This window comes from Streptomyces candidus (assembly GCF_014207445.1).
Taxonomy (GTDB): Bacteria; Actinomycetota; Actinomycetes; order Streptomycetales; family Streptomycetaceae; genus Streptomyces; species Streptomyces candidus.
Map to the genome: position 1 here is coordinate 487409 of NZ_JACHEM010000004.1, position 26293 is coordinate 513701.

Below are 26293 nucleotides of genomic sequence, written 5' to 3' on the forward strand. Positions count from 1 at the left end.
GACTCCACGGCTAGTGTGCTGGGGCCCGGCGCACCGCCTCCCCGGCCCGCTGCCGTCCCCGCGCGGCCCGCGCCGGCCCCGGATCGGCCCGCGCGGGCCCCGGATCGCACCGCGCCGGCCCCGGATCGCACCGCGCCGCCCCCGGATCGCACCGCGCCGGTCCCCGCACCCCCACATGACATGTCTCCGTAACCCACGATTCAGACACGCTTGCGATCCTCACTGAATGCGACCCCCCATCCCGTCCTCGCCCGACGCCCTCTATTTCGGCGCGCCCGCCGAGGGTCTCGCGCGGAAGAATGGGGGGATGAGCCAGCAGCCGCAGCCGTCGCGCAGTAATGGTGCCGATATCGACGCCGAGGTCCCCGTCCAGCACGCGCAGCCGTCGCCGCAGCCACCGCCGTCGTCCTCGAAACCGCAGCCGTCCGTCGGCTCGATCGCCGCCCACCGGCCGCACACCCGGGACACCGGCACCACCCCCGCCGGGCTGCGGGCGCTGAGCCCGGATCTCGACGCGGACGCCGACATGTACGAGGAGGCGGAGTACGGCGACGGCACCGCCCCGCCGCTGCCCCAGGGCCGCTTCCTGGACCGCGAACGCAGCTGGCTCGCGTTCAACGAGCGGGTCCTGGAACTGGCCGAGGACCCGTCCACCCCCCTCCTCGAACGGGCTAATTTCCTGGCGATTTTCGCCAGCAACCTGGACGAGTTCTTCATGGTCCGCGTCGCCGGGCTCAAGCGCCGCATCGCCACCGGGGTGGCCACGCGTTCCGCCTCCGGTCTCCAGCCCCGCGAGGTGCTGGACCAGATCTGGACCCGGTCCCGCGAGCTCATGGCCCGGCACGCCGCCTGCTTCCAGCAGGACATCGCGCCCGCGCTCGCCGACGAGAGCATCCACCTGATCCGCTGGCCGGACCTGACCGAGAAGGAGCAGGCCCGCCTCTTCACCCTGTTCCGCCAGCAGATCTTCCCCGTCCTGACCCCGCTGGCCGTCGACCCCGCGCACCCCTTCCCGTACATCTCCGGCCTGTCCCTGAACCTGGCCGTGGTCGTACGCAATCCGGTCAGCGGCCACCGGCACTTCGCCCGGGTGAAGGTCCCGCCGCTCCTCCACCGCTTCCTGGAGGCCTCGCCGCAGCGCTACGTCCCGCTCGAGGACGTCATCGCCGCGCACCTGGAGGAGCTGTTCCCGGGGATGGAGGTGCTGGCCCACCACATGTTCCGCGTCACCCGCAACGAGGACCTCGAAGTGGAGGAGGACGACGCCGAGAACCTCCTCAAGGCCCTGGAGAAGGAGCTGATGCGCCGCCGCTTCGGGCCGCCGGTGCGCCTGGAGGTCGAGGAATCCATCGACCCGTACGTACTGGACCTGCTGGTACGGGAGTTGAAGGTCTCCGACGCGGAGGTCTACCCGCTGCCCGGCCCGCTCGACCTCACGGGCCTCTTCGGTATCGCCGGTCTCGACCGCCCCGAGTTGAAGTACCCGCGCTTCATCGCCGGGACCCACCGCGACCTCGCCGAGGTCGAGTCCGCTTCCGCGCCCGACATCTTCGGCGCGCTGCGCGAGCGCGACGTCCTCCTGCACCACCCGTACGACTCGTTCTCGACCTCCGTACAGCTCTTCCTGGAGCAGGCGGCGGCCGACCCGGACGTACTGGCCATCAAGCAGACCCTGTACCGGACCTCGGGCGACTCCCCCATAGTGGACGCGCTGATCGACGCCGCCGAGTCCGGCAAGCAGGTCCTCGTCCTGGTCGAGATCAAGGCCCGCTTCGACGAACAGGCCAACATCAAGTGGGCGCGCAAGCTGGAGGAGGCGGGCTGCCACGTCGTGTACGGCCTGGTCGGCCTGAAGACCCACTGCAAGCTGTCGCTGGTCGTACGGCAGGAGGGCGACACCCTCCGCCGCTACAGCCACGTCGGCACCGGCAACTACCACCCCAAGACGGCCCGCCTGTACGAGGATCTCGGCCTGCTCACCACCGACCCCCAGGTCGGCGCCGACCTCTCGGACCTCTTCAACCGGCTGTCCGGCTACTCCCGCCGCGAGACCTACCGCCGCCTGCTCGTCGCCCCCAAGTCCCTTCGCGACGGCCTGATCTCCCGCATCAACAAGGAGGTCGTGCACCACCAGGCCGGCCGCCCCGCGTACGTCCGCATCAAGGTCAACTCGATGGTCGACGAAGCGATCATCGACGCGCTGTACCGCGCGTCGATGGCAGGCGTGCCGGTCGACGTGTGGGTACGGGGCATCTGCGCGGTCCGCCCCGGAGTCGCCGGCCTCTCCGAGAACATCCGGGTCCGCTCGATCCTCGGCCGCTTCCTCGAACACTCTCGGCTCTTCGCCTTCGGCAACGGCGGCGAACCCGAAGTCTGGTTCGGCAGCGCCGACATGATGCACCGCAACCTCGACCGCCGTATAGAGGCGCTGGTACGGGTGACCGACCCGGCGCACCGGGCGGCCCTCAGCCGACTCCTCGAAACCGGCATGTCGGACAACACCGCGTCCTGGCACCTCGGCCCGGACGGCAACTGGACCCGCCACTCCGCCGACGCGGACGGACACCCCTTGCGCCACGTACAGGAAATGCTGATCGACGCCCGGAGGCGCCGACGTGCCACACCGTGAGACCACCCCCAGCGGGATAGCCCACCACCCGCTCGACCGCCCCCAAGGCGACCTCCTCGCCCCTTATCTGCACGCGCAGGCAGCGGAGTTCCTGCGCGCCCTGCGCCGCCACGGGGAGTGCACCGAGGCGACCGACCCGGACGGATCCGCCCGCTCCGCACTCGACATCCGCCGCGCGGCCCGCCGCATCGGAGGCGCCCTGCACACCTTCCGCCCCCTCACCGACCGCTCCTGGGCGGACCCTCTGCGCGCCGAACTCGCCTGGCTCTCCGGGACGCTGGCCCGCGAACACGCCCATGCCGACCAGCTCTCCCGGCTGCTGGACGCACTGCAACGCCTCAACGCCCCGGCCCCGCTCCCCACGGCCCGCCCGCACAGGACGGCGCAGGCCCGGGAGCCACGGGACGTGTCCCCGGGCAACGGCACGGCGCCGGCGGCCTCGGGCGGGACCGCCTCCGGTGGCTCGCTGCCGGGCGGGGTGGCCCCCGGCCGGAGGGGCGCCGCCGGAGGGGCCCCCGGGCGAACCCCGCCCTCCGTTGCGGCCTCCGGCGGGACCCCGCCCGCTGGAACGGCTTCCGGCAGGACGACCCCCGCCGCTCCCGCCGCTGCGGCCCCCGCCGGAACGCCCACCGGCTCCCCCGCCCCCCGGCCCCCGTCCCGCGAGACCGCCCTCGGCATCGCCCGCGCCGGGGCACTCCTGGAGCGGCAGCTCACACTCGCCCGGACCCGCGCCCACTCGGCCGCCCTCCAGGCCCTCGGGTCCTCCCGGTTCCACGCGGTCGCGGACGCCGTGGCGGTGCTCGCCTCGGAGGCCCCGGTGACGCCGGGCGACCCGTACCCCTGCGCCGACCACGCCGCGCACCGGCTCGCGGAAGCGGTGACCGCGCTTCCGCTCGGACGGGCGGCCCGCCCGTACAACTCCGAAGCGGTGCACGAGGGCCAGGATTCCCCCTGGCACCACGTACGGCTCCTGCTGCGCCTGCACCGGTACGCCCAGGAGGTCATCGGCCGCGACACCACCACGCTGGAGGAGGCGAGCCGCATCCTGGACCAGCACCGCGACGCGGCGGAAGCAGCAGCCGCTGCCGCCTCCGCGGCCCGCACCGCCCGCATCGCGCCCGCCACGGCCTACGCGCTCGGCATCCTGCACTCCGAACAGCGCCACGAGGTCGAGGCGGCACGTTTCGCCTTTCAGCGGCAGTGGCGGCAGACGGGGGTGGGAGTGGGGACGGGCCGGGGATGAGCCGCACCGACCGCACCGGAACCGTGCTCGCGGCGGGCTGCGTCCTGTGGCGGCACGGCCCGGACGACGAGGGGCTCGAACTCTGTCTCGTCCACCGGCCGCGTTACGACGACTGGTCGTTTCCCAAGGGCAAGCTCAAGCGGGGCGAAGACCCCCTGGCGGGCGCGCTCCGCGAGGTCCTGGAGGAGACCGGCTTCCACTGCCTGCCGGGCCCACCGCTCCCCGCGGTCCGTTACGTGGCGGGCGGCCGTCCGAAGCTGGTCCGTTACTGGTCCGCGGAAGCCACCACGGGCGCCTTCACCCCCAACCACGAGGTCGACCGGCTGCTGTGGCTCCCCCCGGCCGCCGCCCGCAACCGCCTCACCCAGTACCGCGACGGAGAACTGGTGGCCGATCTGCTGAGGGTGGTCCAGCCCTTTTCCGGCCGACCCGACGCGTAAGGGCGCGCCCCGGGATTCCGTGCGGCATCCCGGGGTCCGGCCGTGCCGCCGCGTCCGCCCCGCCCGCGTCCAAACCTGTCCGCGCACCACCGCGACCCCGCGCGGCCCGGTCCCCGTCCCGCCCGGCCCACGCGCGGCCCCGCCTCCGCACGGCCTACGCGCGGACCTCGGGCCCTCGTGCAACCCTGCCCTCGTGCAGACCCCTCCGTCCCAGTGCCCACCCCTCGCGCACCGCGCCCTCGCGCCGCGCCCCTGCCCACCGCCCCCGTCCCGCTCCGAGCCGCACCTCGCCGCCCGCCACGGTTCACCTCACGTTCACTCGCCCCCGTAGGCCGCTTCACCTGTTCTGCCTAATTTCGTACTTACAAGGCGACCGGCCACCGGCCGGAAACCACCCCTTACTCGTACGACCCACTCCACGCACGCCGTCCGCCCACGGGGCCGGCGGCCCCCGGAAGGAACCAGAAAGTGATGAAGCTCCAGCGCAAGAACCGGCTCCGCGCCTCCGCAGTCGGCGCCCTCGCCGTCTCCGGCGCCCTGCTCCTCACGGCGTGCGGCTCGGACAACAACAGCGGCGGCACGGGCACCGGCAACTCGGCCGCAGCCGCCAAGAACGTCAAGTGCGAGGGCGCCAAGGGCAAGCTCCTCGCCGCCGGTTCCTCCGCGCAGAAGAACGCCATGGACCTCTGGGTCAAGAACTACATGGCCGCCTGCTCGGGCGTGGAGATCAACTACAAGTCCTCCTCCTCCGGCGAAGGCATCACCTCCTTCACCCAGGGCACCGTCGGCTTCGCCGGCTCCGACTCGGCCCTCAAGCCCAACGAGGTCGAGGAGTCGAAGAAGGTCTGCAAGACCGGCCAGGGCATCAACCTGCCGATGGTGGGCGGCCCGATCGCGATCGGTTACAACCTGCCGGGCGTCGACAACCTCGTCCTGGACGCCCCCGCCATCGCCAAGATCTTCAACAACCAGATCAAGAAGTGGAACGACCCGGCGATCGTCAAGCTGAACCCGGGCGCCAAGCTCCCGGACTCGGCGATCCAGTCGGTCCACCGCTCGGGCGACTCGGGCACCACGCAGAACTTCGGCAAGTACCTCGGCAAGGCCGCCGCCGCGGACTGGAAGTACGAGGCCGAGAAGAAGTGGCCCGCCCCCGGCGGCCAGGGCGCGACCGGCTCCTCCGGCGTCGCCGCCCAGGTGAAGCAGGTCGAGGGCTCGATCGGCTACTTCGAGCTCAGCTACGCCACCTCGCAGTCCATCCCCACGGTGAAGATCAACACGGGTGCCGCGGCCCCGGTCGCCGCCACCTCGGAGAACGCGTCCAAGGCCATCGCCGCCGCCAAGATCAAGGGCACCGGCAAGGACCTGGCGCTGAGCCTGGACTACGCGACGAAGGCCGAGGGCGCGTACCCGATGGTCCTGGTCACGTACGAGATCGTCTGCGACTCGGGCAACAACCCCGACTCGCTGGCCAACGTGAAGTCCTTCCTGGGGTACGCCGCCTCCGACGACGGCCAGAAGATCCTCTCCCAGCACGGCTACGCGCCGATCCCGACCGAGATCAACTCCAAGGTCCGCGAGATCATCGCCGGCCTGAAGTAGCCGACACCCTCAGCCTTCCCCCCGCCCCCGGTAGCTCCCCGTAGCCCCCGGGGGCGGAACGGGCGGGCGAGGGGGCGGCCCTCCACCGGACGCCCCCGCCCCTCCAGAACGCCCCGCCCACTCACGTAGACCCCCGCCGCACGTCCCACCCATCCGGTGCACCGCCGCCCGGGAGCCGCTCGCAGAGCGCCCCTCCCTCCCAGACCGGAAAGAACCGCCATGACCACAACCGTGATCCCCCCGGACTCCCCACCGAGCCCCCCGCCGCCGCCTCCCGCGAAGGCGACCCCCACCCGCCCGGGTGACAAGATCTTCCGCGGTCTGTCCCGCGGCTCCGGCATCCTGCTGCTCGTCGTGATGGCGTCCATCGCCGCCTTCCTGACGTTCCGCGCGGCGATCGCCATCTCGGGCAACGAGGGCAACTTCTTCACCACGTTCGACTGGGACCCCGCCGGAAACCCGCCGGTCTTCGGCATCGCCGTACTCCTCTACGGCACCGTCGTCAGCTCGGTCATCGCGATGGTCATCGCGGTCCCGGTGGCTGTCGGCATCGCGCTGTTCATCTCGCACTACGCACCGCGCAGGCTCGCCTCGCCCCTCGCGTACGTCGTGGACCTCCTCGCCGCGGTGCCGTCGATCATCTACGGCATCTGGGGCGCCCTGTTCCTCGTCCCGTACCTCGGTGGCCTGAACTCCTGGCTGGACAGCTACCTCGGCTGGACGCTGATCTTCGACAAGACGGAGATCGGCCCGGCCCGCAACCTCTTCACCGTCGGCATCCTGCTCGCGATCATGATCCTGCCGATCGTGACCAGCGTGAGCCGCGAGGTCTTCCTCCAGGTCCCGAAGATGAACGAGGAGGCGGCGCTCGCCCTGGGCGCCACCCGCTGGGAGGTCATCCGCCTCTCGGTGCTGCCGTTCGGCCGCTCCGGCGTGATCAGCGCGTCGATGCTGGGCCTGGGCCGCGCCCTCGGCGAGACGATGGCCGTCGCCACCGTCCTCTCCCCCAGCTTCCTGTTCTCCGGCCACCTGCTCGACGCGGGCGGCGGAACCTTCGCACAGAACATCGCGGCGAAGTTCGACGAGGCCAACGAGTTCGGGCGCGACGCGCTCATCGCCTCGGGTCTCGTCCTCTTCGTCCTCACTCTCCTCGTCAACGGTGCGGCGCGCCTGATCATCGCCCGCCGCAAGGAGTACTCGGGGGCCAACGCATGAGCCAGGCAACGATGACCAAGGACACCGCCCCCACCCCCGCACCCGTCGCCCCCAGTCTCGCCGGCAAGCGTCTGCCGCGCTGGTCGCCGATCGGTTTCGGCGCCCTCTCGCTCGCCCTGGCGGTCGGCGTGGGCCTGGCCGCCGACTGGCAGAGCAAGGTCCAGTGGGGCCTGATCGCCGCGATCCTCTTCGTCGTGCTGACGTTCATCGCCAGCTCGGCCGTCGAGGGCACCCGCCAGGCCAAGGACCGCGTCGCCACCAGCTTCGTCTGGGTCTGCTTCCTGCTCGCGATCATTCCACTGGCGTCCCTCCTGTGGGTCACGGTCAGCCGCGGCCTGAAGGTCCTCGACGGCTACTTCCTCACCCACTCGATGGCCGGTGTGCCCGGCTTCGAGGTCGGCGGCGGTGTCTACCACGCGCTGATCGGCACCCTGGAACAGGTCGGCCTCGCGACCCTGATCGCCGCCCCGGTCGGCCTGCTGACGGCCGTCTACCTGGTCGAGTACGGCAAGGGCACGCTCGCCAAGGCCGTCACCTTCTTCGTGGACGTGATGACCGGCATCCCGTCGATCGTCGCCGGTCTCTTCCTCCTGTCGATCATGCTGATGTTCAACCTCCAGCCCTCCGGCTTCATGGGCGCCCTCGCGCTCGCGATCCTGATGGTCCCGGTGGTCGTCCGCTCCACCGAGGAAATGCTGAAGCTGGTCCCCAACGAGCTGCGCGAGGCCTCCCTCGCCCTCGGCGTGCCGAAGTGGCGCACGATCCTCAAGGTGGTCCTGCCGACCGCCGTCGGCGGCATCACCACCGGCGTCATGCTGGCCATCGCCCGCATCGCCGGCGAGACCGCCCCGATCATGCTCCTCGTCTTCGGCAGTCAGCTGATCAACACGAACCCCTTCGACGGCGCCCAGTCCTCGCTCCCCTTCTACATTTGGGAGCAGTACCGGGTGGGCAGCGAGGCGAGTTACGACCGTGCCTGGGCGGCAGCCCTGGTCCTGATCGCCTTCGTCATGATCCTCAACCTGGTGGCGCGCGGCATCGCCCGCTGGAAGGCCCCCAAGACCGGTCGCTGACGCGGCCATCGAAAGCGAAGTGACCGTCATCATGGCAAAGCGAATCGACGTATCCGGCCTCTCGGCCTTCTACGGCACCCACAAGGCGATCGACGACATCTCGATGACCGTCGAGCCCCGCTCCGTCACGGCCTTCATCGGCCCGTCCGGCTGCGGAAAGTCGACCTTCCTGCGCACCCTGAACCGGATGCACGAGGTCACCCCCGGCGGCCGCGTCGAGGGCAAGGTCCTGCTGGACGACGAGAACCTGTACGACTCGCACGTCGACCCGGTGTCCGTACGCCGCACCGTCGGCATGGTCTTCCAGCGTCCGAACCCCTTCCCCACGATGTCGATCTACGACAACGTGGCGGCGGGCCTGCGCCTCAACGGCTCGTACAAGAAGAACGAACTCTCCGACGTCGTGGAGAAGTCCCTGCGCGGCGCCAACCTCTGGAACGAGGTCAAGGACCGCCTCAACAAGCCGGGCTCCGGCCTCTCCGGCGGCCAGCAGCAGCGTCTGTGCATCGCCCGCGCCATCGCGGTCGAGCCGCAGGTACTCCTCATGGACGAGCCGTGCTCGGCCCTCGACCCGATCTCCACCCTCGCCATCGAGGACCTGATCGGTGAGCTCAAGGAGCGCTTCACGATCGTCATCGTGACGCACAACATGCAGCAGGCCGCCCGCGTCTCGGACCGCACCGCCTTCTTCAACCTGGCGGCGGTCGGTCAGCCCGGCAAGCTCATCGAGATCGACGAGACCGAGCGGATCTTCGCCAACCCGTCCGTCCAGGCCACCGAGGACTACATCTCCGGCCGCTTCGGCTAGGCCCTCCCCGGGCGCCCCTCGCGCCCCCTCCGGGCCCCGACCGGGGCCCGCCCCGAACCCTCGCGGTGCTGCATGGCGGTGCCACCGCGAGACCACTTCGCCCCGCCGGGCGCAACCCCCCGGCGGGGCGAAGCCCTTCCCCGCCCGACATGCGCCCCTCCCGTGCCGCCGCCCCCACCCCCCGTAGCCCCCTTGGGCGGCGGGGCCGCCCCCGGGGGCGGAACGGGCGGGCAAGGGGGCGGCCCCGCCGGACGGCGCACCGCTCGCCCCTACGCCCCGCCACCCCACGTACGCCCACACACCCCGTACGCGCACCCCCTCGCACGCCCTCCACACCAGCCCCGTACGCACCCCACGCAAAAAGGACCCGCCCCAGGTCCCCCCAGGACGAGCCCTTCCGCTCAGGAAATGAAACCCTTACCCGAACACCAACTGCACGGCCCACAAACTGACCGCCGCCACCGCCGCCGCCGCCGGCATCGTGATGAACCAGCCCATCACGATGTTCTTCGCGACGCCCCAGCGGACCGCCCGCGACCCCTTCGTCGACCCGACGCCCATGATCGCCGAGGTGATCACGTGCGTCGTCGAGATCGGCGCGTGGAACATGAACGAAGCGGTGTACATGACGGACGCCGCCGTCGTCTCGGCCGCGAACCCCTGCGGCGGGTCCAGCTCGATGATCCGGCGCCCGAGCGTCCGCATGATCCGCCAGCCACCGGCGTAGGTGCCCAGCGACAGCGTCACCGCACAAGCGATCTTGACCCAGATCGGAATGGCGTCGTTCTGCCCCTCCACATCGGCGATCACGAGCGCCATCACGACGATGCCCATGGTCTTCTGCGCGTCCTGGAGCCCGTGCCCGAGCGCCATGCCGGCGGCCGAGACCGTCTGGGCGATACGGAAGCCCCGCTTGGCCTTGTGCGGGTTCGACTTCCGGAACATCCACATGATCGCGACCATCACCAGATAGCCGATGATCAGACCCACGAACGGCGACAGGAACATCGGGATGATGACCTTGGACAGTACGCCGCCCCAGATCACCTCGGTGCCGCCCGCCAGCGCGGCGCCCACCATGCCGCCGAACAACGCGTGGGACGACGAGGACGGCAGCCCGTAGTACCAGGTCACCATGTTCCAGACCACCGCGCCGACGAGCGCGGCGAACAGGATGGCCATGCCCTTCTGCCCGTGCGGGGTCTCGATGAGCCCCTCGCTCACGGTCTTCGCGACGCCCTGCCCGAGGAAGGCGCCCGCGAGGTTCATGACCGCGGCCATCGCCAGCGCCGCCCGCGGGGTGAGCGCGCGCGTGGAGACCGACGTCGCGATGGCGTTCGCGGAGTCGTGGAAGCCGTTGGTGTACGTAAAACCGAGCGCGACAGCAATGGTCACGATCAGCGCAAAGGTGTCCACGAAGCTCAGGACTCCTTGACGGCGATGGTCTCCACCGTGTTCGCCACGTGCTCAAAAGCGTCGGCAGCCTCTTCCAGCACGTCCACGATCTGCTTGAGCTTCAGGACCTCCATGGCGTCGTACTTGCCGTTGAAGAGCTGGGCGAGCAGCTTGCGGTGGATCTGGTCGGCCTGGTTCTCCAGCCGGTTGACCTCGATCCAGTACTCGGTGAGGTTGGACATCGTCCGCAGACCGGGCATGGCCGCGGCGGTCAGCTCGGCCGCCCGCGCCAGTACCTCGATCTGCTGCTCGACACCCTTCGGCAGCTCTTCCACCTGGTACAGGACGACCAGGTCGACTGCCTCCTCCATGAAGTCCATGATGTCGTCGAGCGACGACGCGAGGTTGTAGATGTCCTCGCGGTCGAACGGCGTAATGAAGGAGGAGTTGAGCTGGTGGAAGATCGCGTGAGTGGCGTCGTCGCCCGCGTGCTCCGCTGCCCGCATCCGCTCCGCGATCTCGGCCCGGGCGGACGAGTCCGCTCCCAGCAGTTCCATGAGGAGCTTGGAGCCCGTGACAATGTTGTCCGCGGATGCGGAGAACATGTCGTAGAAGCTCGTCTCCCGGGGGGTCAGACGAAAGCGCACGTGGGGTCCTCGGGGTGCATTGGATTCGGTCAGGCTGATGCTAGGCGCATCATCCGGCCACGGCTAACCGGCGTTGTTCAGTGTCGCCCATCGGGCACAGTGGCGGGCAGGGACCCCCGCAAGGTGCGCAAAAGCGCCGTAGAATATACCCACGAGGGGTATGACCCCCTTTCTCACCCCAACAGGAGGACGCGATGACGACCACCGAAGAGGCGGCCGACGTGACCACGACGGACGCGCCCTCCCCGGCCCCGGCCGTCACCCACGGCTACCACAAGCAGAAGGACGAACACCTCAAGCGCCTGCGTCGCATCGAGGGCCAGATCCGCGGCCTCCAGCGGCTCGTCGACGAGGACGTCTACTGCATCGACATACTCACCCAGGTCTCGGCGTCCACGAAGGCGCTCCAGTCCTTCGCGCTCCAGCTCCTGGAGGAACACCTGCGGCACTGCGTCGCGGACGCGGCGGTCAAGGGCGGCGCGGAGATCGACGAGAAGGTCGAAGAGGCCACCAAGGCCATCGCCAGACTCCTCCGCACCTGAGCCCCGCCTTCAGAGGCGCGGACCCGTGGGGCGCAGCCAACCCCCTCGGAGGCGCGGGAGGCGTCCAGCGCCCACGCATCCGCACCCGCACCTGATCACCCCCCGCGTCACTTCCCCACCCGCATGCCCCCGCCTATTCGAAGTCCTTCGCCGCCCCCAGCAACACCTCGTCGATCCGATCCGAACTGAGCCGCTCCCCGTCCGCCGACGACGCAGCGATCATCAACTCACCGCACAGTTCGATCTCGGCGAGGGCAACGCGGTCCTGGACGGCCGCACCACGCATCACAACCACCTGCATCACCTCTTCCCGACTCCGTCTGCCGCGGGCCGACTTCCTAGCGTAGGGAGAAGGACACACACCGCGCATGGCACGGACGGACCATTTCGCCCCCACCCGCGCTCGCCATGCGCCGGAGCACGCCGGGGCCACCGGGCAGGGGCCCGCTCCGACGCGCCCCTGCCCCTACTGCCGGATCTTGCCCGCGTAGATGTCCTTCGCGGGCGGCAGGACGACCCGCACCGGCTTGCCGAACGCCTCCAGCGACGTCGTCGACGCCACCGCCACGTCCTTCCCCCCGTTCACGAAGCTGAACTGGTGCCGCACCTTCCGCACCCGGCCCAGGTCGTCGAGGTACGCGTCGAACGGCACCGTCTTGCTGGAGAACCCCCTGGCCGCCGCCCCGAGCGCCCCGCGCAGCTGTGCCGGAGCCCTCCGGGCGGCGCCGCCCAGTTCGACGGTCCCCCGGAAGTGCCTCAGCCCGCCGCCGTCCTCCCCCACGTACGACACGTCCCGGGCGCCCCGCAGCAGCTCCACGGCCGCACCGGGATCCGTGGCCCCGCCCGTCACCAGGTTCCCGTCGGCCAGCTCCGCCGTCTCGATCCGCACCCACTTGTCGGCGGGCACACCCGCGCCGCGGTTCTTCATGTAGAGCGAGCCCGGTGCGAACACCTCCACCATCGGCCGGTGTTCCTGCTTCCCCGCGGGCCCCGTCGGCAGCAGCAGCACCAACTGCCCGGTCCGCCCGCGGAAGTCGTACGTGCCCTCGCCCCGGATGGTCACCCGGGTCCCACCGGCCGCCATCTCCATGCCGGTCCTCACGTTCCCGGCCGTCCCGGACCGCACCACCACGTCCGCCGCGCGCCGCACGACCTCTGCCGGATCCCCACCGGCCCGGTCCTCCGCGGCAGCCCCCTGCGCACCGGTGCACCCCGAGGCCGTCCCCGCCAACCCCACCACGGCCGTGAGCGCGACCGCCCCGCCTCTCACCCTGCTGTCCATCCCGCCCTGCCTCGCCTGCCTCGGGAGTACGAGTCTCCTGCTCGCCCCGCATAACGAGCCCGTACGCCGCTTCGTCACGCCCCCGAAGCCCGCGCCCCGCAACTCCCGGCGCTCCGCAGTACCTTGGCCCCGTGCCTCCGAACCACCCGTCGGCCCCGGCCGGCCCCGAGTCCCACCGCACCACCACCACAGAACGCGGCTCCTTCTGCTACGCCCACTGCACGTGCGGCTGGCGCGGACCCTCACGGCGCAGCCGCGACAAGGCCCGGACCGATGCGTCGACCCACCCACCCACCACCCCCGACCACCGCCCGTGAGCCCCTCGGACGCCGGGACCGCACACCCCTCCCCCCAGGAGCCGCCATGCTCTCCCCGCTGCCCCGCCGCACTCTCCTCAGCACCGCCGGCGCCGCGACCCTGGCCACCCTCGCCACCGCCTGTCAGGGCGCCGGGCCGCCCACCCCGCCCGGCGGAAGCTCCGCGGCACCGCGCACCGCCCGCGGCAACGCCGTCACTCCGTCCCCCGCCCCCAGCCCCCGTGCCCGCGACCTGTCCGCCCTCGCCCGTTCCCTCGAAGGCCCCCTGATCCGGCCGCAGGACCCCGCCTATCCCACGGCCCGCCAGCTCTACAACCCCCGCTTCGACGCCCACCGCCCCGCCGCCGTCGCCTACGTCGCCCACGAGGCCGACGTCCGCGAAGCCCTCGCGTACGCCCGCGCCACCCGTACCCCCGTCTCGATCCGCAACGGCGGCCACTCGTACACCGGCTGGTCCAGCGGCACGGACCGGCTGATCCTCGACGTCTCGAAGCTCGCCACCCTCACCACCGGCCCCGGCCACTCGGCCACCATCGGCGCCGGCGCCAAACTCATCGACGTCTACCGCGCCCTCGCCACCAAGGCCGCCCGCACGATCCCCGCAGGGTCGTGCCCCACGGTCGGCATCTCCGGCCTCGTCCTCGGCGGCGGGCACGGCGTCGTGTCCCGGGCGTACGGCCTGACCTGCGACAGCCTCACCGCCGCGACCCTGGTCACCGCCGACGGCACGACCCTCCGCTGCACCGGGACGGAGAACCCCGACCTCTTCTGGGCGCTGCGCGGCGCAGGCCACGGCCAGTTCGGCGTTGTCACCGAACTCCGTTTCCGTACCCACCCGGCCCCCGACACCGTCACCGGGTACCTCTCCTGGCCCTGGTCGAAGGCCTCCGCCGTCCTCGCCGCGTGGCAGGAGTGGGGCCCGGACCAGCCGGACGAGATCTGGTCGTCCGCGCACGCCTCCGTCGGGGCGGCGGGCGGCAGTCCGACCTTCTCGGTCGCCCTGTTCTCGCTGGGCTCCCGCGCCGACCTGGCGAACGCCGTGGACCGCCTCGCCGACAGGGCGGGCTCGGCCCCCCGGTCGGCCGGCTTCCGCCCGCGCGGCTACCTGGAGGGGATGCTCCAGTACGCGGGATGCGCCGACTTTTCCGAGGCGCAGTGCCGGCTGCCGGGCAGCACCCCGGGGCGCGACCCGCAGGGCGTCCTCAACCGGGAGACGTACGACTCCCGTTCGGACTTCTTCGCCCGTTCCCTCTCGCCCGCCGGGATCCGTACGCTCCTCACCGGCGTCGAGAACTTCACCCGTGTCACCGCCGCCCAGGGCGGCGGCGCGGCGACGGTCGCCCTGACCGCCCTCGGCGGCGCGGTCAACCGGGTGGCCCCCGATGCCACCGCCTTCGTCCACCGGAACATGCGGATGCTCGCCCAGTACACGGCCTCCTGGCGCCCGCAGACCCCCGGCGCCGCCCAGCAGAAGTGGCTGGCCGGCACCCACGCCTCGATGCGCCGTCACGCCAGCGGCTCCGCGTACCAGAACTATCCGGACGCGACGCTCCCCGACTGGCGCCGCGCCTACTACGGCAGCGCCGCCGGACGTCTCACCGCGCTCAAGGCGCGCTACGACCCGGCCCGGCTCTTCGAGTTTCCCCAGGCACTGTGAACGAGGCCGGCTACGCCGCGAGGTCGTTGAAGCGACCGTCGCCGTCCCGCCGCCGCGACTCCGCCGCCGCGCGCGCCCGACCCGCCAACTCGACGGCCCGTCGCTCCGCGTCGTGCTCCCGCGCCTGCCGCGACCGTACGAGCGAGCGCGTGGCGCCCCAACGGGAGAACGCGGCCACGACCGGGGCGAGAGCCATCATCGCGAGCGGTGCGAGCAGCAGTGTCACGGCTGTCCCTAGTGCGAACCCGCCGACCACGTCGGTCGGGTAGTGCACCCCCATGTACACGCGGCAGAAGCCCTCCGCCACGGCGAGGGCGATGCCCACCAGGCCCCACTTGCGGTCGGCCATGAACACCCCGACCGCGATGGCCATCGCGACCGTGGAGTGGTCGCTCACGAAGGAGAAGTCCGTCTTGCCCTGCACGAGGACTTCGAGGCCCTTGTGGTCGAGGAAGGGGCGCGGGCGTTCCACGAAACCGCGGATCGGGATGTTGATCAGCAGCGCGATGCCCGCGGCGAGGGGTGCCCAGACGATCGCGGCCGCCGACGCCGCCGAGTCCTCTGCGGTGCCCCGGCCGCGTCCGCGCCACCAGCACCACACGGCCACCAGCACGAGCGCGAGCATGATGCCGTACTCGCCGACGTACTCCATGACCCGGTCGACCCAGACCGGCGCATCGGCGGCGATCCCGTTGATGTCGTAGAGCAGGCTGACGTCGGGGTTCGACGACCCGTCAATTTCCGGCCCGGCCATCACCGGCCCAGTCATCAGCGGTCCAGCCATTACCGGTCCAGCCAGTCCAGCCATCTGCACGGCCCCTTGCCCTTGCTGTGTCGCAGTCGCTTCGCATCACCCGCCCGCACGCACGACGGTGTGCGCGTGGGCCCCTCACCCCCGTGACAGTTCTCTGTGTCCGTGTCGGTGCGGTTCCGTGTCTGTGCGGGTCAGCTGCCTGGTCGGTGCGACTGCCCCGTCCAGGGAACGCCTCGCGCCCGGCCCGGGTTCCACTCTCTACCGAAAGATCACCATGACGTTACCCAAGAGAGACCCATCGTCCCAGCTCAGGGCGGGCTCGTCACAGAGAGTTCCGGCCACATCCCACGTCCCGTCAGCTTCCGTACGGCATCGGTCAGGCTTCCTCAGGCCTGCGGAGGCTTGGTGGGGAGCGCTTTCGCGCCATCCTCCGTCACTCGGGTCGCGCCGAAGTAGTCAGGTGTGTCGATCTTGTCGAACCGGATGACGGCTCCGGTGAACGGCGCATTGATCATGTATCCGCCTCCCACGTAGATCCCCACGTGCCGGATCATGCGGGAATTGGTGAGGTCGTCCGAGAAGAAGACGAGGTCACCGGGCAACAGCTCGTCCCGCGACGGGTGCGGCCCGGCGTTGTACTGGTCGTTGGCGACGCGCGGCAGCTCGATGTCCACGGTCCGGTACGCCGCCTGGGTGAGCCCCGAGCAGTCGAACCGGCCGCCCTGCTCGGGGGTTCCGTTGCCGCCCCAGAGGTACGGGGTGCCCAGCTTCTTCTGCGCGTAGTAGATGGCGGCGGCGGCCTGCCGGGAGGGCGCCACCCGCCCGACGGGCTCGGCGAAGCTCTGCTCCAGGGAGCGGATGATCCTGACGTAGTTCTGCGTCTCCTTGTACGGAGGCACGCCCCCGTACTTGATGACGGCGTACGCGCCGGCGTTGTACGCCGCCAGCATGTTGTTCGTCGGGTCGCCGGGGGCCTTCTTCACGTACCCCGCGAGTTCGCAGTCGTACGAGGCGGCCGAGGGGATCGCGTCGGCCGGGTCCCACACGTCCCGGTCGCCGTCCCCGTCGCCGTCGATGCCGTGGGTGGCCCAGGTGCCCGGGATGAACTGGGCGATGCCCTGCGCCTTGGCGGGACTCACGACCTTGGGGTTGAAGCCGCTCTCCTGGTAGAGCTGGGCGGCCAGCAGCGCCGGGTTGATGGCGGGGCACAGGTTGCCCCACTTCTGGACGAGCGGCTGGTAGAGCGCGGGCACGGCACCCTTCGCCAGGCCGACGGCCCGCCCTCCGGCGCCGCCCTGCCCCGCGATGCCCGCCGCGGCCGAGAACGTACCGACCACGAGCAGCGCGACGAAGGCCAGGAACATCCCGGTCCCGATCCCGCCCACCACCCAGACTTTGCGCACCCCACAACCCTCCCCCATCCGGCGCGGGTTCACAGCCCTTTCGGGGTCGTGCCCTGGAAGTGTGTACGGAAACCCGTGCGGCACTCGGGTGCCACGGCGCCGCGGGCCCGGCACGCACAGGGGCCCGGGCACGGAAAAAGGGTGTCCGAGTCCGCATGTGCGTACCGACCTAGACACCCTTCGCGGCCGACTATACGTCGCGGTCAACTGCCCGCAAAGGGGGATTAGTTGGCCGGCCCGTATGCCACCCGGGACCACCCCCTCGACCCTGCGGGCGGCGGACGGCCCGCGCACCGCCGAAGCCGACCGGCATGACGGTCACTCAGAGTGGCTGCGCCGGACGGCGCTCCGACGGTCCCAGCCACCGCCCCGGGCCTGCGGACGCACCCAACAGAGCAAGGGTGTACAACGCCAGTCATTGCTCGAAGTCACCCTCCGTGATACACAGAGTGACGATACGGCTTTTCGCATACTTTCCGGTCCCCACCGCTCCGCTTCCGCAGGTCAGAGCACTGGTACCGGACTCCCGTGCGAAAGCCGAGCAAAGAGAGCCGCCAAGTCGACATACCGGGGCGGTTTCATCAGGGAAGATAGGGCGATGCCCTCTGCCGCCCGGCAGGGGCGCGAACTAACCGACAGGGGCGGTGACTTAATGATCCTGGCAGCCGAAAAGGGCGACATCACCACCATCATCGGCGGAATCGCGCCGAACTGGGGCCCGTTCGGGAACCTCGGCACCGAAGCGAAGATCATGATCGAGGTCGTGATGGCCGTGGCCATCCTGCTCTGCCTCGGCATCGCGATCTGGGGTGCGGCAAAGCAGAGGATCGGCGCGACGGCGCTGCGGGACACGTTCAGTGCCGAACAGGGCAAGGGGCTGATCGTCGCGGGGCTCACGGGCGTGTTCATCATCGGTTCGCTCGGGACCCTCTTCACCATCGTGTACGGAATGGCCGTCTAGCCACCTCCTCCCCGTCCTCACCGGGCGTGCCCGGCTCTCCCCCTGAGGTTGCGTTCTCTGATGACGAGTCACCACACGGCGCCCACGCGGGAAGCAGCCCCGCTAACGTCTAACTGCTACGCATGCGAATGCGAGTGCGACTACGACGCGGGACTGCGAAAGGCTGAGGGGGCGTACGCGGCATGAGCCTCGGTGAGGACGACGGCCGGAGGGGGACGGACGACCCCTACACGACGATGGGCGGCACCCGCCAGACGCGCACCCGGATGCCGGACGGCGACTCGTCACCGTTCCGCGGCAGGGGACCGCGGACGTCCCGCTCCATGATCACGGTGGTGGGGGTGGTGGTCCTGCTCGTCGCCGCCATCGCCTTCGCCAACCGTGGCCCGGCCAACGGCCCCGCGGACCAGGGCGGCACCCGGGGTGCACCCCCGGCAGCGGACTCGACGGCGGCTACCGGGGAGAAGCCGGTGAGTGGCAGGGGGGCTGCGGGGATTCCCTCGGGGTTCGCCCGGGACTCGCAGGGTGCGCAGAGCGCGGCCGCGAATTATGCAGTCTCATTGGGCTCCGAGGGAATGTTCGATGCCACAACACGAGGTGAGATCGTACGGTCCATCCACGTGCCTGAAGTGGTCGACAAGCTCCTGGGCTCATTGAACGAGGCGTACTCCTCCGGCTTCTTCAAGAACGTCGGCCTGGACGAGACCGGACGTCCGCCCTCCGGCCAGAGCTTCGTCTCGCGTACCGTCCCGGTCGGCACCAAGGTGCTCCAGCAGGATGCCGATACTGCCACCGTCGAGGTGTGGTGCACGGGCCTCGTCGGACTCGCGGGCAAGGAATCCACCAAACCGGTGACCGAGACCTGGTTCACCATCACCCAGAAGCTGAAGTGGGCGAACGACGACTGGAAGGTCGAGTCGTCGTCCCAAAAGGAAGGTCCAACGCCGGTCAATGGGGACAACCGCGCCTCGACCTCCGACGAGATCGCTGGAGCGGTTGAGGGATATGGAGGCTTCGTCTATGCCCGCTAACCAGCTCCCCCGCGCGCGTTCGCTTGCGGCGATCCTGGGCGCAGTCCAGGTCGCCGCGATCCTGTTCGCGTCGCGCGCCGTTGCGGCACCGACCCCGCCCCCGACCCCCGCACCCAGCAAGAGCGACGACCCGTGTGATCTCATCGTCGGGCTCGCCAAGGAGTACTGCGAACGCGGCAACGCCGCCCCCGGCACCTCCACCCCCCGAGCCCCCTCCCCCACCGACACCGACGCCTCCCTCGACCCCCTCACCTCCCTCGCCAAGGGCTGTGCCGACGCCGCCGCCTGGATCGTCGGCAAGCTCAGCGAGGCCGTGAAGTCGACGGCGAACGTGGACTTCACCAACCCCAAGTTCCTCCAGCAGTACGCCGTGGTCTTCGCGGCCTCCACGATCCTGACCCTCGTCCTGTGGCTGCTGGCCGTGGCGAAGCGGGCCATGCGCGGCGTCCCGCTGCCCACCGCCATTTCCGAGGCGATCGGTTTCCTCTGGCTGACCGTCCTCGCCTCCGCCTTCACCCCGCTGATCCTCTACACGATCGTCTCGGCCACCGACGGCGTCACCGCCGTCATCTCCGCCGCGTCCGGCGGGCAGACCGACGTCTTCTTCGGATCGTTCGCCGAGGCCCTCCAGAAGCGGGACCAGATCGGCGGCGGGCCGATCATGCTGATCGTCGTCGCCCTCGTCACGATCCTCGCCGCGGGCGTCCTGTGGCTGGAACTCGTCATCCGGGCCGCCCTCCTGTACGTCGGCGCGCTCCTGGGCACCGTCGTCTACGCGGGCCTGGTCGACAAGAACCTGTGGAACCACGTCCGCCGCTGGGCAGGCATCATGATCGCGGTCATCCTCGTCAAACCGGTCATCGTGATCGTCCTCGGCCTCGCCGGGGCGCTGTCCACCGGCGACGGGCCGAACGCGTTCTCCGCCGTGGTCTCCGGCCTCGCGATCATCCTCCTGGCCATCTTCGCCTCGGCGATGATCTACCGCTTCGTGCCCGGCTTCGGCGACGACATCGCCGCCGCCAGCGCCAGCCGCAAGCAGGTCACGGACGGGGCCCGCGCGTCCGCCGTCCTCTCCTCCCCGGCGAACCTCGTCTCCCAGGGCATCAAGACGCACAGCAGCCGAGGCGGCGGAGGTGGCGGAGGCAGCGCCCCCGCCCCCCGCCAGGCCGCCAACGCCAGCGGCGGAATCGCCGCCCACAGCAGCCGCGGCGGCGGTACGGGCGGCTCCTCGACCGGAAGCGGAAGCGGAGGGACCTCCGGAGGGACGTCCAGTACCGGACCCATTCCCTCCGCCGCCCCCTCCGCACGTAGCAACAGCACCCACAGCAACCGCGGTACCAGCAACACGGGCACCACCGGTGCCACCGGGGCCGGCCCCCACAGCCACCGCAAGAACACAGGAGGAGGTGGAGGGCGTTGACCACCCAGATCCACCCGCTCGCACCCCGCCGCACGTATCTCATCGGCCGGGCCCGGCCCAACGCGATCGTCGGCAAGAACCGCGAGACCGGCGAGATCGCCCTCATCATCGTGGGGGCCTTCCTCGGCATGATGTGCGGGCTCCTCGTCCCCTCCCTCTCCCTGCGCATCATGCTGCTCGTCGGCCTGCCGCTGCTCGCGCTGATGGCGGTGTACGTCCCCTACCGCCACCGCACGTTCTACAAGTGGTTCGAGATCAACCGGAGCTACAAGCGGAACCTCCGCAAGGGAACGACGTACCGTTCCAGCGCCATGGAGGCGGGCGTCAAGGCCGACGGCCGCGAGGTCGAGATCGGTCCGCCGCCCGGCATCGGCCGTATCAACTGGCTGGCCGCCCCCTTCGGCCCGGACGAGATCGCGGTGCTCCTGCACGCCGACCGGCGCACCGTCACCGCCGCCATCGAGATCGAGGGCCCCGGCGTCGGCCTGCGTGACAGCGAGGACCAGGAAGCCCTGGTGGACCGTTTCGGCACGCTCCTCAAGCACGTCGCGAACGGCGACGGGTTCGTCACCCGGTTGCAGATGCTGGCCCGTACGCTCCCCGCCGACCCCGACGCGCATGCCAAGGACGTCAGCCAGCGCGGCGACCGCACCGCCCCCGGCTGGCTCCAGGAGTCGTACGACCAGCTCCAGTCGATGGTGTCCACCTCCAGCGAGCAGCACCGCGCGTACCTGGTCGCCTGCATGCACTACACGCGCGAACTCGCCGCCGAGGGCGCGGCGATGGCCCGCGCCACCCGCCCCAAGGGCGCGAAGAAGCTCGACAAGGACTCGGGACTCGCCATCGTCATGGCGCGCGAGCTCACCGACATCTGCGCGCGCCTCGCCGAGGCCGACATCCGGGTGCGACAGCCCCTCGGCCAGGGCCGGCTGTCCTCCCTCGTCCACTCCATGTACGACCCGGACCACCCCATCGACCACATCCAGGCGATGACCAAGCGCAACGCCTGGCCGGCCGAGCTGGACGCGATGGAACCCACGTACCTCCAGGCCAAGACCCGCGAGTCGCTGACCCGCGAGCCCTGGTGCCACGCCACGGCGTGGGTGAAGGAATGGCCGATGACGCCCGTCGGCGTCAACTTCCTCGCGCCGCTCCTCGTCCACACCCCGGACGTGATCCGCACCGTCGCCGTCTGCATGGACCTCGAACCCACCGAGGTCGCCATCGAGCGGATGCTCACCGAGAAGACCAACGACGAGGCCGACGCCTCCCGTGCCGCCAAGATGAACCGCACCGTCGACCCCCGCGACATCGCCGCGCACGGCCGCCTCGACCAGCGCGGCGAAGACCTCGCGAGCGGCGCGGCGGGCGTCAACCTCGTCGGCTACATCACGGTGTCCTCCCGCAACCCCGAGGCCCTGGCCCGCGACAAGCGCACCATCCGCGCGTCGGCCGGCAAGTCGTACCTGAAGCTCGAATGGTGCGACCGCGAACACCACCGCGCCTTCGTCAACACGCTCCCCTTCGCCACCGGCATCCGTCGCTAACAGCACCCCCTGGACCCTGGAAGGGACAGACACATGCGAGACCCGCTGTCCGCCCTCACGGATGCCTTCACCAGCTTCCTCTTCGGCAAGGTCGAGACGACCCGCCTCCCCGTCCGCACCTCCACGGGCCAGGCCCAGGCCGTCTACCTCCCCACCGCGGCTCCCGGCCTCGGCGACTCGGGCGTGATCATCGGCCGCGAGGTCTACAGCGGCAAGGGCTACATCTACGACCCCTTCCAGCTGTACGGACAGCAGCTCCCCGCCCCCCACTGGCTCGTCCTCGGCGAGTCCGGCAACGGCAAATCGGCCCTGGAGAAGACCTACGTCCTGCGCCAGCTCCGCTTCAAGGACCGCCAGGTCGTCGTCCTCGACGCGCAGGGCGAGGACGGCGTCGGCGAATGGAACCTCATCGCCGAGGAGCTGGGAATAACCCCCATCCGCCTGGACCCGATGGCAGCCCTCAACCACGGCATCCGCCTCAACCCCCTCGATCCCGCCATCACCACCACGGGGCAGCTCGCCCTGCTGCGCACCATCATCGAAGTCGCCATGGGCCACGGCCTCGACGAACGCTCCGGCTTCGCCCTCAAGGTCGCCCACGCGTACGTCAACGCCACCATCGGCGACCGCCAGCCCGTCCTCACCGACATCGTCGAACAGCTCCGCCACCCCGAGCCCGAGTCGGCGGAAGCCATGAACGTCGACATAGACGACGTGCGCGCGTGGGGGCTCGACGTCGCACTCGTCCTGGACCGACTGGTCGACGGCGACCTCCGGGGCATGTTCGACGGCCCCACCACCGTCGGCATCGACCTCGACGCGCCGCTGATCGTCTTCGACCTCTCCCACATCGACCGCAACTCCATCGCCATGCCGATCCTCATGGCGATCGTCGGCGTGTGGCTCGAACACACCTGGATCCGCCCCGACCGCGTGAAGCGCATCTTCCTGGTCGAAGAGGCCTGGCACATCATCAACAGCCCCTTCGTCGCCCAGCTCTTCCAGCGCCTCCTCAAGTTCGGCCGACGCCTGGGCCTGTCCTTCGTCGCCGTCGTCCACCACCTCTCCGACGTCGTCGACGGAGCCGCCGCCCGGGAAGCGGCGGCCATCCTCAAGATGGCCTCCACGCGCACCATCTACGCCCAGAAGGCAGACGAGGCCCGCGCCACCGGCAAGGTGCTCGGTCTGCCCCGCTGGGCCGTCGAGATCATCCCCACCCTCACCCCCGGCATCGCGGTCTGGGACGTCAACGGCAACGTCCAGGTCGTCAAGCACCTCATCACCGAAGCCGAACGCCCCCTGGTCTTCACCGACCGCGCCATGACCGAGTCCTCCGCGGACCCGACCCCGGAGGAGTCCTTCCTCAACGACGACGCCCGCGCCGCCGACTGGGAAGCCGAACAACGCGCCGCCCTGATCGAATCCCAAATGGCCGAAGTCGAATCGTCGGACGCCACGGTCGCCTGACATGCCCAAACGCCGCACCCGCTTCCTCAACCCGAAAAGGCGCTACGCAGCCGGTCGACAACGATCTGACGGCTACGAGGACGGCGCCCGCAATCCCGGCATGCACAAAAACGCCGTCCGGGACCCCGGCGGGAACAGAGGCAACGGGCAAGGCTCCGGCGGCGGGTACGAGGGCAACGGGCCAAGCCCGGGAGGACACGAGGACAGCGGCCAGAACCCCACCAGGTACGGAAGCACCGGCCAGGACTTCGGTGGATACGAATGCCGCGGCCAAGACCCCGCCGAGTACGGGAGCAACGACCAAGACGCCGGCGGAAACGAAGGCCGCGGCCAGGCTCCCTGGCGCTACGCGAACCGCCCCGCCGCCCCCCGGCCGCCTGCTCACCGGCCGCCCACCCCGCACCGTCCCGCTCCACAGCGAGGGGTCCCGGACAGCCTGCTGATCGGCGGCCTCGCACTGCTCCTGAGCGCGACGGTCCTCACCTGGACCGCCACGGGGCTGGCCGGCCTCTTCGCCCACGGCTCCTGGCCCACCGGGGTGACCTTCTCCCACACCCCCACCGCACTGCGCCGGCTCGTCTCCGCTCCCACTGACCTGGCGGCGGCCTGGCCACAGACACCAACCACCGAGCTCTCCGGCTACGGCCTGTTCTGGGGCCTGTTCATCGGCCAGCTGCTCACCCTGACAGTCCTCACCATCTTCGCCCTCACCACACTCGCCCGCTGGCGCCTTGTCCGCGCCCACCGGCGCCACCACCCACGACCCAACCCCACCGTCCCTCCCCAAACGACGGCCACCCACGCCCCCGGCAATCGCCCTTGGGCGGCGAAGCTTTCCCACACTCCCGGTGAGCCCCCTCGGTCCGTGAGCCATCGAACCTCTGGTCCTGAAGCGACGGAGCGACCGCCCGAGGCCGCAGTGGCCCCTCCCCGCATGCACGACGCCAACTGCTCGGAAACCCACGGGCAACGAGGCGGCACCCCGCCGGACGCCTCGCCTGTCACCTCTTACACCCAAAACCCACCCCACCCCCAAGCCACCGCACCCCACCCACACTTCACCCCCACCCCCAGCTCCAGCTCCAGCTCCAGCTCCAGCTCCAGCTCCAACCTCCTCCTCGGCCCTCACCTCTCCCCGCACCCCAGCGCCCTCGAACGCATCCTCGAAGCCCCCGGGCCCGCGCTGGTCCTCTCCTCCTCACCCGCCCTGTGGGAAGGGACCAAGGACTCCCGCGCCAGACTCGGCCCCGTCCTCCTCTACGACCCCGAGCACCGTTGCGACACCCCCGCCCGCCTCCACTGGTCGCCCCTCTCCGGTTGCGAGGACGCCGCCACCGCCACCGCGCGCGCCGCCGCCCTTCTCTCCCCGGTCCGCCCGCAGGCACGTATGGACGCGGCCGTCGCCGACACCGCGGCGACGCTCCTCGGCAGCTGGCTGCACGCCGCCGCTGTCGCAGGTCACCCGGTCAAGCAGGTCCACCGCTGGGCCAACGGCACGAACCCGCACGAGGCGGTACGCATCCTCCGTACGCACCCCAAGGCCTCCTCCGGCGCCGCAGGCCTCCTGGAGTCCGCGCTCACCGCGTACCCGGAACGCCGGGAAATGGCCCAGGAGTTGACGGCCCGCACGTTCGCCGCGCTCTCTTCGGTCCACATCCGCGATTCCTGCACACCCAACCGAAGCAATTCGCTCACTTTGGAATCATTCGCGGACGAGAGGGGAACGCTCTACATGGTCGGTGAAGCAATCGAGGACCCCCGGACCCGCCGCGCCGGTCCGGGCGCGATGCCGTTGCTCACCGCCCTCGCCTCACACGTGGTCGAGCACGGCCGCCGCATGGCCGCACGGTCATCCGACGGTCGGCTCGACCCACCAATGACGCTCGTCCTGGACGACGTCGCGGCCGTGGCGCCACTGCCCCAGCTCCCGGAGCTCCTCACGACCGGACAGAACCAAGGCCTTCCCACAATGGCCCTGCTCCGCTCCCAGGAACAGTTCAACTCCCGCTGGCCACCGCGCCGCTGACCAGCCCCAACCGGCCGTACGGACCGTCGGGCCCCTCGGTCCCCCCCTGCCGTCCCGGACACCCGACCGTCACACACCCCGGGCACGCGCAGCCACGATCCCGGCCCGCACCCCCCCCCTCAGCGCTGCACGGCCATCTCGATCTCACGCTCGTCCGACCGATCACCGGCCATCGGGACGGTGACCCCGGTCCGCTCGAACCCGAGTTTCCGGTACAGCCCCTGGGCCCGCGCGTTCCGCTCGTGCACGAACAACCGCACCCGCTGGACCCTCGGCTCCTCGACCGCCGACGACCACGCGAGGCCGACCCGGAACAGCGCATCGGCCAGCCCTGCGCCACGCGCTTCGGGCCTCACGAAGACGCCCACCACGTGCGTCTGGTCCATCACGGCCGGGTCGGAGAACGCGGATTCGCTCCCACGGCCTTCCACCAGAACGCTTACCGTCCCGTCCCAACTTCCATCGGGCGCCTCGGCCACGAACTGCGCCACGGCGTCGCCCTGCGCAGCATTTGCTGCCCGCTCCTGCCAGAACGTATCGGGTCTGGTGGACGCGTCCTCGTACGTCTCCAGGAAGGCGATCGGGGCGGCGGGGTCCTGCAGCGCGGCCAGCCGCAGATCCCGAACCTGCCGCCATTCATCGGCACGTACACGGCGTATGAGGTGTTTCATGAACCGATCCTGATCGCCCCCAGCCAGCCAGGCAAGGCAATTGTTGAACCGCCCGGTGAACGCAGAAAAGCCCCGTACCGGTATCCCCGGCACGGGGCTCTTCGCAATGATTGTTCGGCGGCGTCCTACTCTCCCACAGGGTCCCCCCTGCAGTACCATCGGC

At 70.6% G+C, this 26293-nt stretch carries 23 protein-coding genes; 16 read left to right on the forward strand and 7 right to left on the reverse strand.

The window, feature by feature from the left end; all coding sequences use genetic code 11:
• Positions 1-307: 307 nt before the first annotated feature.
• The 7 genes from HNQ79_RS10965 (at position 308) to pstB (ending at position 9010) form a co-directional block, all read left to right on the forward strand.
• Complete coding sequence (locus tag HNQ79_RS10965; protein WP_373312574.1) at positions 308-2629, forward strand: RNA degradosome polyphosphate kinase; 2322 nt, start codon at positions 308-310, stop codon at positions 2627-2629.
• The gene (locus tag HNQ79_RS10970; RefSeq protein WP_373312556.1) at positions 2616-3872 is read left to right on the forward strand and encodes a CHAD domain-containing protein; all 1257 of its coding nucleotides are present in this window, start codon (positions 2616-2618) and stop codon (positions 3870-3872) included. The genes HNQ79_RS10965 and HNQ79_RS10970 overlap by 14 nt, the downstream gene beginning before the upstream one ends.
• Positions 3869-4312, forward strand: a complete 444-nt coding sequence (locus HNQ79_RS10975) for an NUDIX hydrolase (RefSeq protein WP_185029508.1) — start codon at positions 3869-3871, stop codon at positions 4310-4312. The genes HNQ79_RS10970 and HNQ79_RS10975 overlap by 4 nt, the downstream gene beginning before the upstream one ends.
• Positions 4313-4783: 471 nt before the next feature.
• A complete protein-coding gene (gene pstS / locus HNQ79_RS10980) occupies positions 4784-5914 on the forward strand; it encodes a phosphate ABC transporter substrate-binding protein PstS (protein WP_185029510.1) in 1131 nt (376 codons plus the stop codon).
• A gap of 219 nt (positions 5915-6133) precedes the next feature.
• Positions 6134-7129, forward strand: a complete 996-nt coding sequence (gene pstC / locus HNQ79_RS10985) for a phosphate ABC transporter permease subunit PstC (protein WP_185029512.1) — start codon at positions 6134-6136, stop codon at positions 7127-7129.
• Positions 7126-8202: a phosphate ABC transporter permease PstA gene (gene pstA / locus HNQ79_RS10990; protein WP_185029514.1), complete on the forward strand. Its 1077-nt coding sequence runs from the start codon at positions 7126-7128 to the stop codon at positions 8200-8202. Before pstC ends, pstA begins: the two co-directional genes overlap by 4 nt.
• Positions 8203-8233: 31 nt before the next feature.
• Entirely contained in the window at positions 8234-9010 is a 777-nt protein-coding gene (gene pstB / locus HNQ79_RS10995) for a phosphate ABC transporter ATP-binding protein PstB (RefSeq protein ID WP_185029516.1), read from the forward strand.
• Between the two features lie 417 nt (positions 9011-9427).
• On the opposite strand, the gene HNQ79_RS11000 is transcribed toward pstB, so the two are convergent.
• Together HNQ79_RS11000 and HNQ79_RS11005 are read right to left on the reverse strand one after the other, a co-directional pair.
• Positions 9428-10426, reverse strand: a complete 999-nt coding sequence (locus HNQ79_RS11000; RefSeq protein WP_185029518.1) for an inorganic phosphate transporter — start codon at positions 10424-10426, stop codon at positions 9428-9430.
• A 5-nt stretch (positions 10427-10431) separates the two neighbouring features.
• Positions 10432-11052 (reverse strand): DUF47 domain-containing protein, encoded by a 621-nt coding sequence (locus HNQ79_RS11005; protein ID WP_185029520.1) that lies wholly within the window; start codon positions 11050-11052, stop codon positions 10432-10434.
• Between the two features lie 194 nt (positions 11053-11246).
• Here HNQ79_RS11005 and HNQ79_RS11010 point away from each other — a divergent pair, with 194 nt between their 5' ends.
• Positions 11247-11594 carry a metal-sensitive transcriptional regulator gene (locus HNQ79_RS11010; RefSeq protein ID WP_185029521.1) on the forward strand — a complete coding sequence of 116 codons (348 nt, stop codon included), beginning with the start codon at positions 11247-11249 and terminating at the stop codon, positions 11592-11594.
• A 133-nt stretch (positions 11595-11727) separates the two neighbouring features.
• Here HNQ79_RS11010 and HNQ79_RS11015 read toward each other — a convergent pair whose 3' ends face one another.
• Both HNQ79_RS11015 and HNQ79_RS11020 read right to left on the reverse strand, forming a co-directional pair.
• Positions 11728-11889 (reverse strand): hypothetical protein, encoded by a 162-nt coding sequence (locus HNQ79_RS11015; RefSeq protein WP_185029608.1) that lies wholly within the window; start codon positions 11887-11889, stop codon positions 11728-11730.
• A gap of 171 nt (positions 11890-12060) precedes the next feature.
• Complete coding sequence (locus HNQ79_RS11020; protein WP_185029522.1) at positions 12061-12876, reverse strand: SCO4651 family lipoprotein; 816 nt, start codon at positions 12874-12876, stop codon at positions 12061-12063.
• Positions 12877-13007: 131 nt separating this feature from the next.
• Here HNQ79_RS11020 and HNQ79_RS11025 point away from each other — a divergent pair, with 131 nt between their 5' ends.
• Together HNQ79_RS11025 and HNQ79_RS11030 are read left to right on the forward strand one after the other, a co-directional pair.
• On the forward strand, positions 13008-13193 hold the full coding sequence (locus HNQ79_RS11025) for a hypothetical protein (RefSeq protein ID WP_185029523.1): 186 nt from the start codon (positions 13008-13010) through the stop codon (positions 13191-13193).
• Positions 13194-13239: 46 nt separating this feature from the next.
• Complete coding sequence (locus HNQ79_RS11030) at positions 13240-14850, forward strand: FAD-binding oxidoreductase (RefSeq protein ID WP_229923510.1); 1611 nt, start codon at positions 13240-13242, stop codon at positions 14848-14850.
• 10 nt (positions 14851-14860) lie between these two features.
• On the opposite strand, the gene HNQ79_RS11035 is transcribed toward HNQ79_RS11030, so the two are convergent.
• Together HNQ79_RS11035 and HNQ79_RS11040 are read right to left on the reverse strand one after the other, a co-directional pair.
• On the reverse strand, positions 14861-15604 hold the full coding sequence (locus HNQ79_RS11035) for a phosphatase PAP2 family protein (protein WP_185029603.1): 744 nt from the start codon (positions 15602-15604) through the stop codon (positions 14861-14863).
• A gap of 386 nt (positions 15605-15990) precedes the next feature.
• The gene (locus HNQ79_RS11040) at positions 15991-17007 is read right to left on the reverse strand and encodes a C40 family peptidase (protein ID WP_308437339.1); all 1017 of its coding nucleotides are present in this window, start codon (positions 17005-17007) and stop codon (positions 15991-15993) included.
• Positions 17008-17659: 652 nt separating this feature from the next.
• Here HNQ79_RS11040 and HNQ79_RS11045 point away from each other — a divergent pair.
• The 6 genes from HNQ79_RS11045 (at position 17660) to HNQ79_RS11070 (ending at position 25459) form a co-directional block, all read left to right on the forward strand.
• Entirely contained in the window at positions 17660-17968 is a 309-nt protein-coding gene (locus tag HNQ79_RS11045) for a DUF8827 family protein (protein WP_185029525.1), read from the forward strand.
• Between the two features lie 182 nt (positions 17969-18150).
• Positions 18151-18999 (forward strand): hypothetical protein, encoded by an 849-nt coding sequence (locus HNQ79_RS11050; RefSeq protein WP_185029526.1) that lies wholly within the window; start codon positions 18151-18153, stop codon positions 18997-18999.
• Complete coding sequence (locus tag HNQ79_RS11055) at positions 18989-20419, forward strand: hypothetical protein (protein ID WP_185029527.1); 1431 nt, start codon at positions 18989-18991, stop codon at positions 20417-20419. The genes HNQ79_RS11050 and HNQ79_RS11055 overlap by 11 nt, the downstream gene beginning before the upstream one ends.
• Positions 20416-21966 carry an SCO6880 family protein gene (locus tag HNQ79_RS11060; protein WP_185029528.1) on the forward strand — a complete coding sequence of 517 codons (1551 nt, stop codon included), beginning with the start codon at positions 20416-20418 and terminating at the stop codon, positions 21964-21966. The genes HNQ79_RS11055 and HNQ79_RS11060 overlap by 4 nt, the downstream gene beginning before the upstream one ends.
• Positions 21967-21999: 33 nt before the next feature.
• Positions 22000-23433, forward strand: a complete 1434-nt coding sequence (locus tag HNQ79_RS11065; RefSeq protein ID WP_185029529.1) for an ATP-binding protein — start codon at positions 22000-22002, stop codon at positions 23431-23433.
• 1 nt (position 23434) lies between these two features.
• The gene (locus HNQ79_RS11070) at positions 23435-25459 is read left to right on the forward strand and encodes a type IV secretory system conjugative DNA transfer family protein (RefSeq protein WP_260421565.1); all 2025 of its coding nucleotides are present in this window, start codon (positions 23435-23437) and stop codon (positions 25457-25459) included.
• A 119-nt stretch (positions 25460-25578) separates the two neighbouring features.
• Here the strand turns inward: HNQ79_RS11070 and HNQ79_RS11075 are convergent, their stop codons facing one another.
• Positions 25579-26130 (reverse strand): GNAT family N-acetyltransferase, encoded by a 552-nt coding sequence (locus HNQ79_RS11075; RefSeq protein WP_185029605.1) that lies wholly within the window; start codon positions 26128-26130, stop codon positions 25579-25581.
• Positions 26131-26293: the final 163 nt, after the last annotated feature.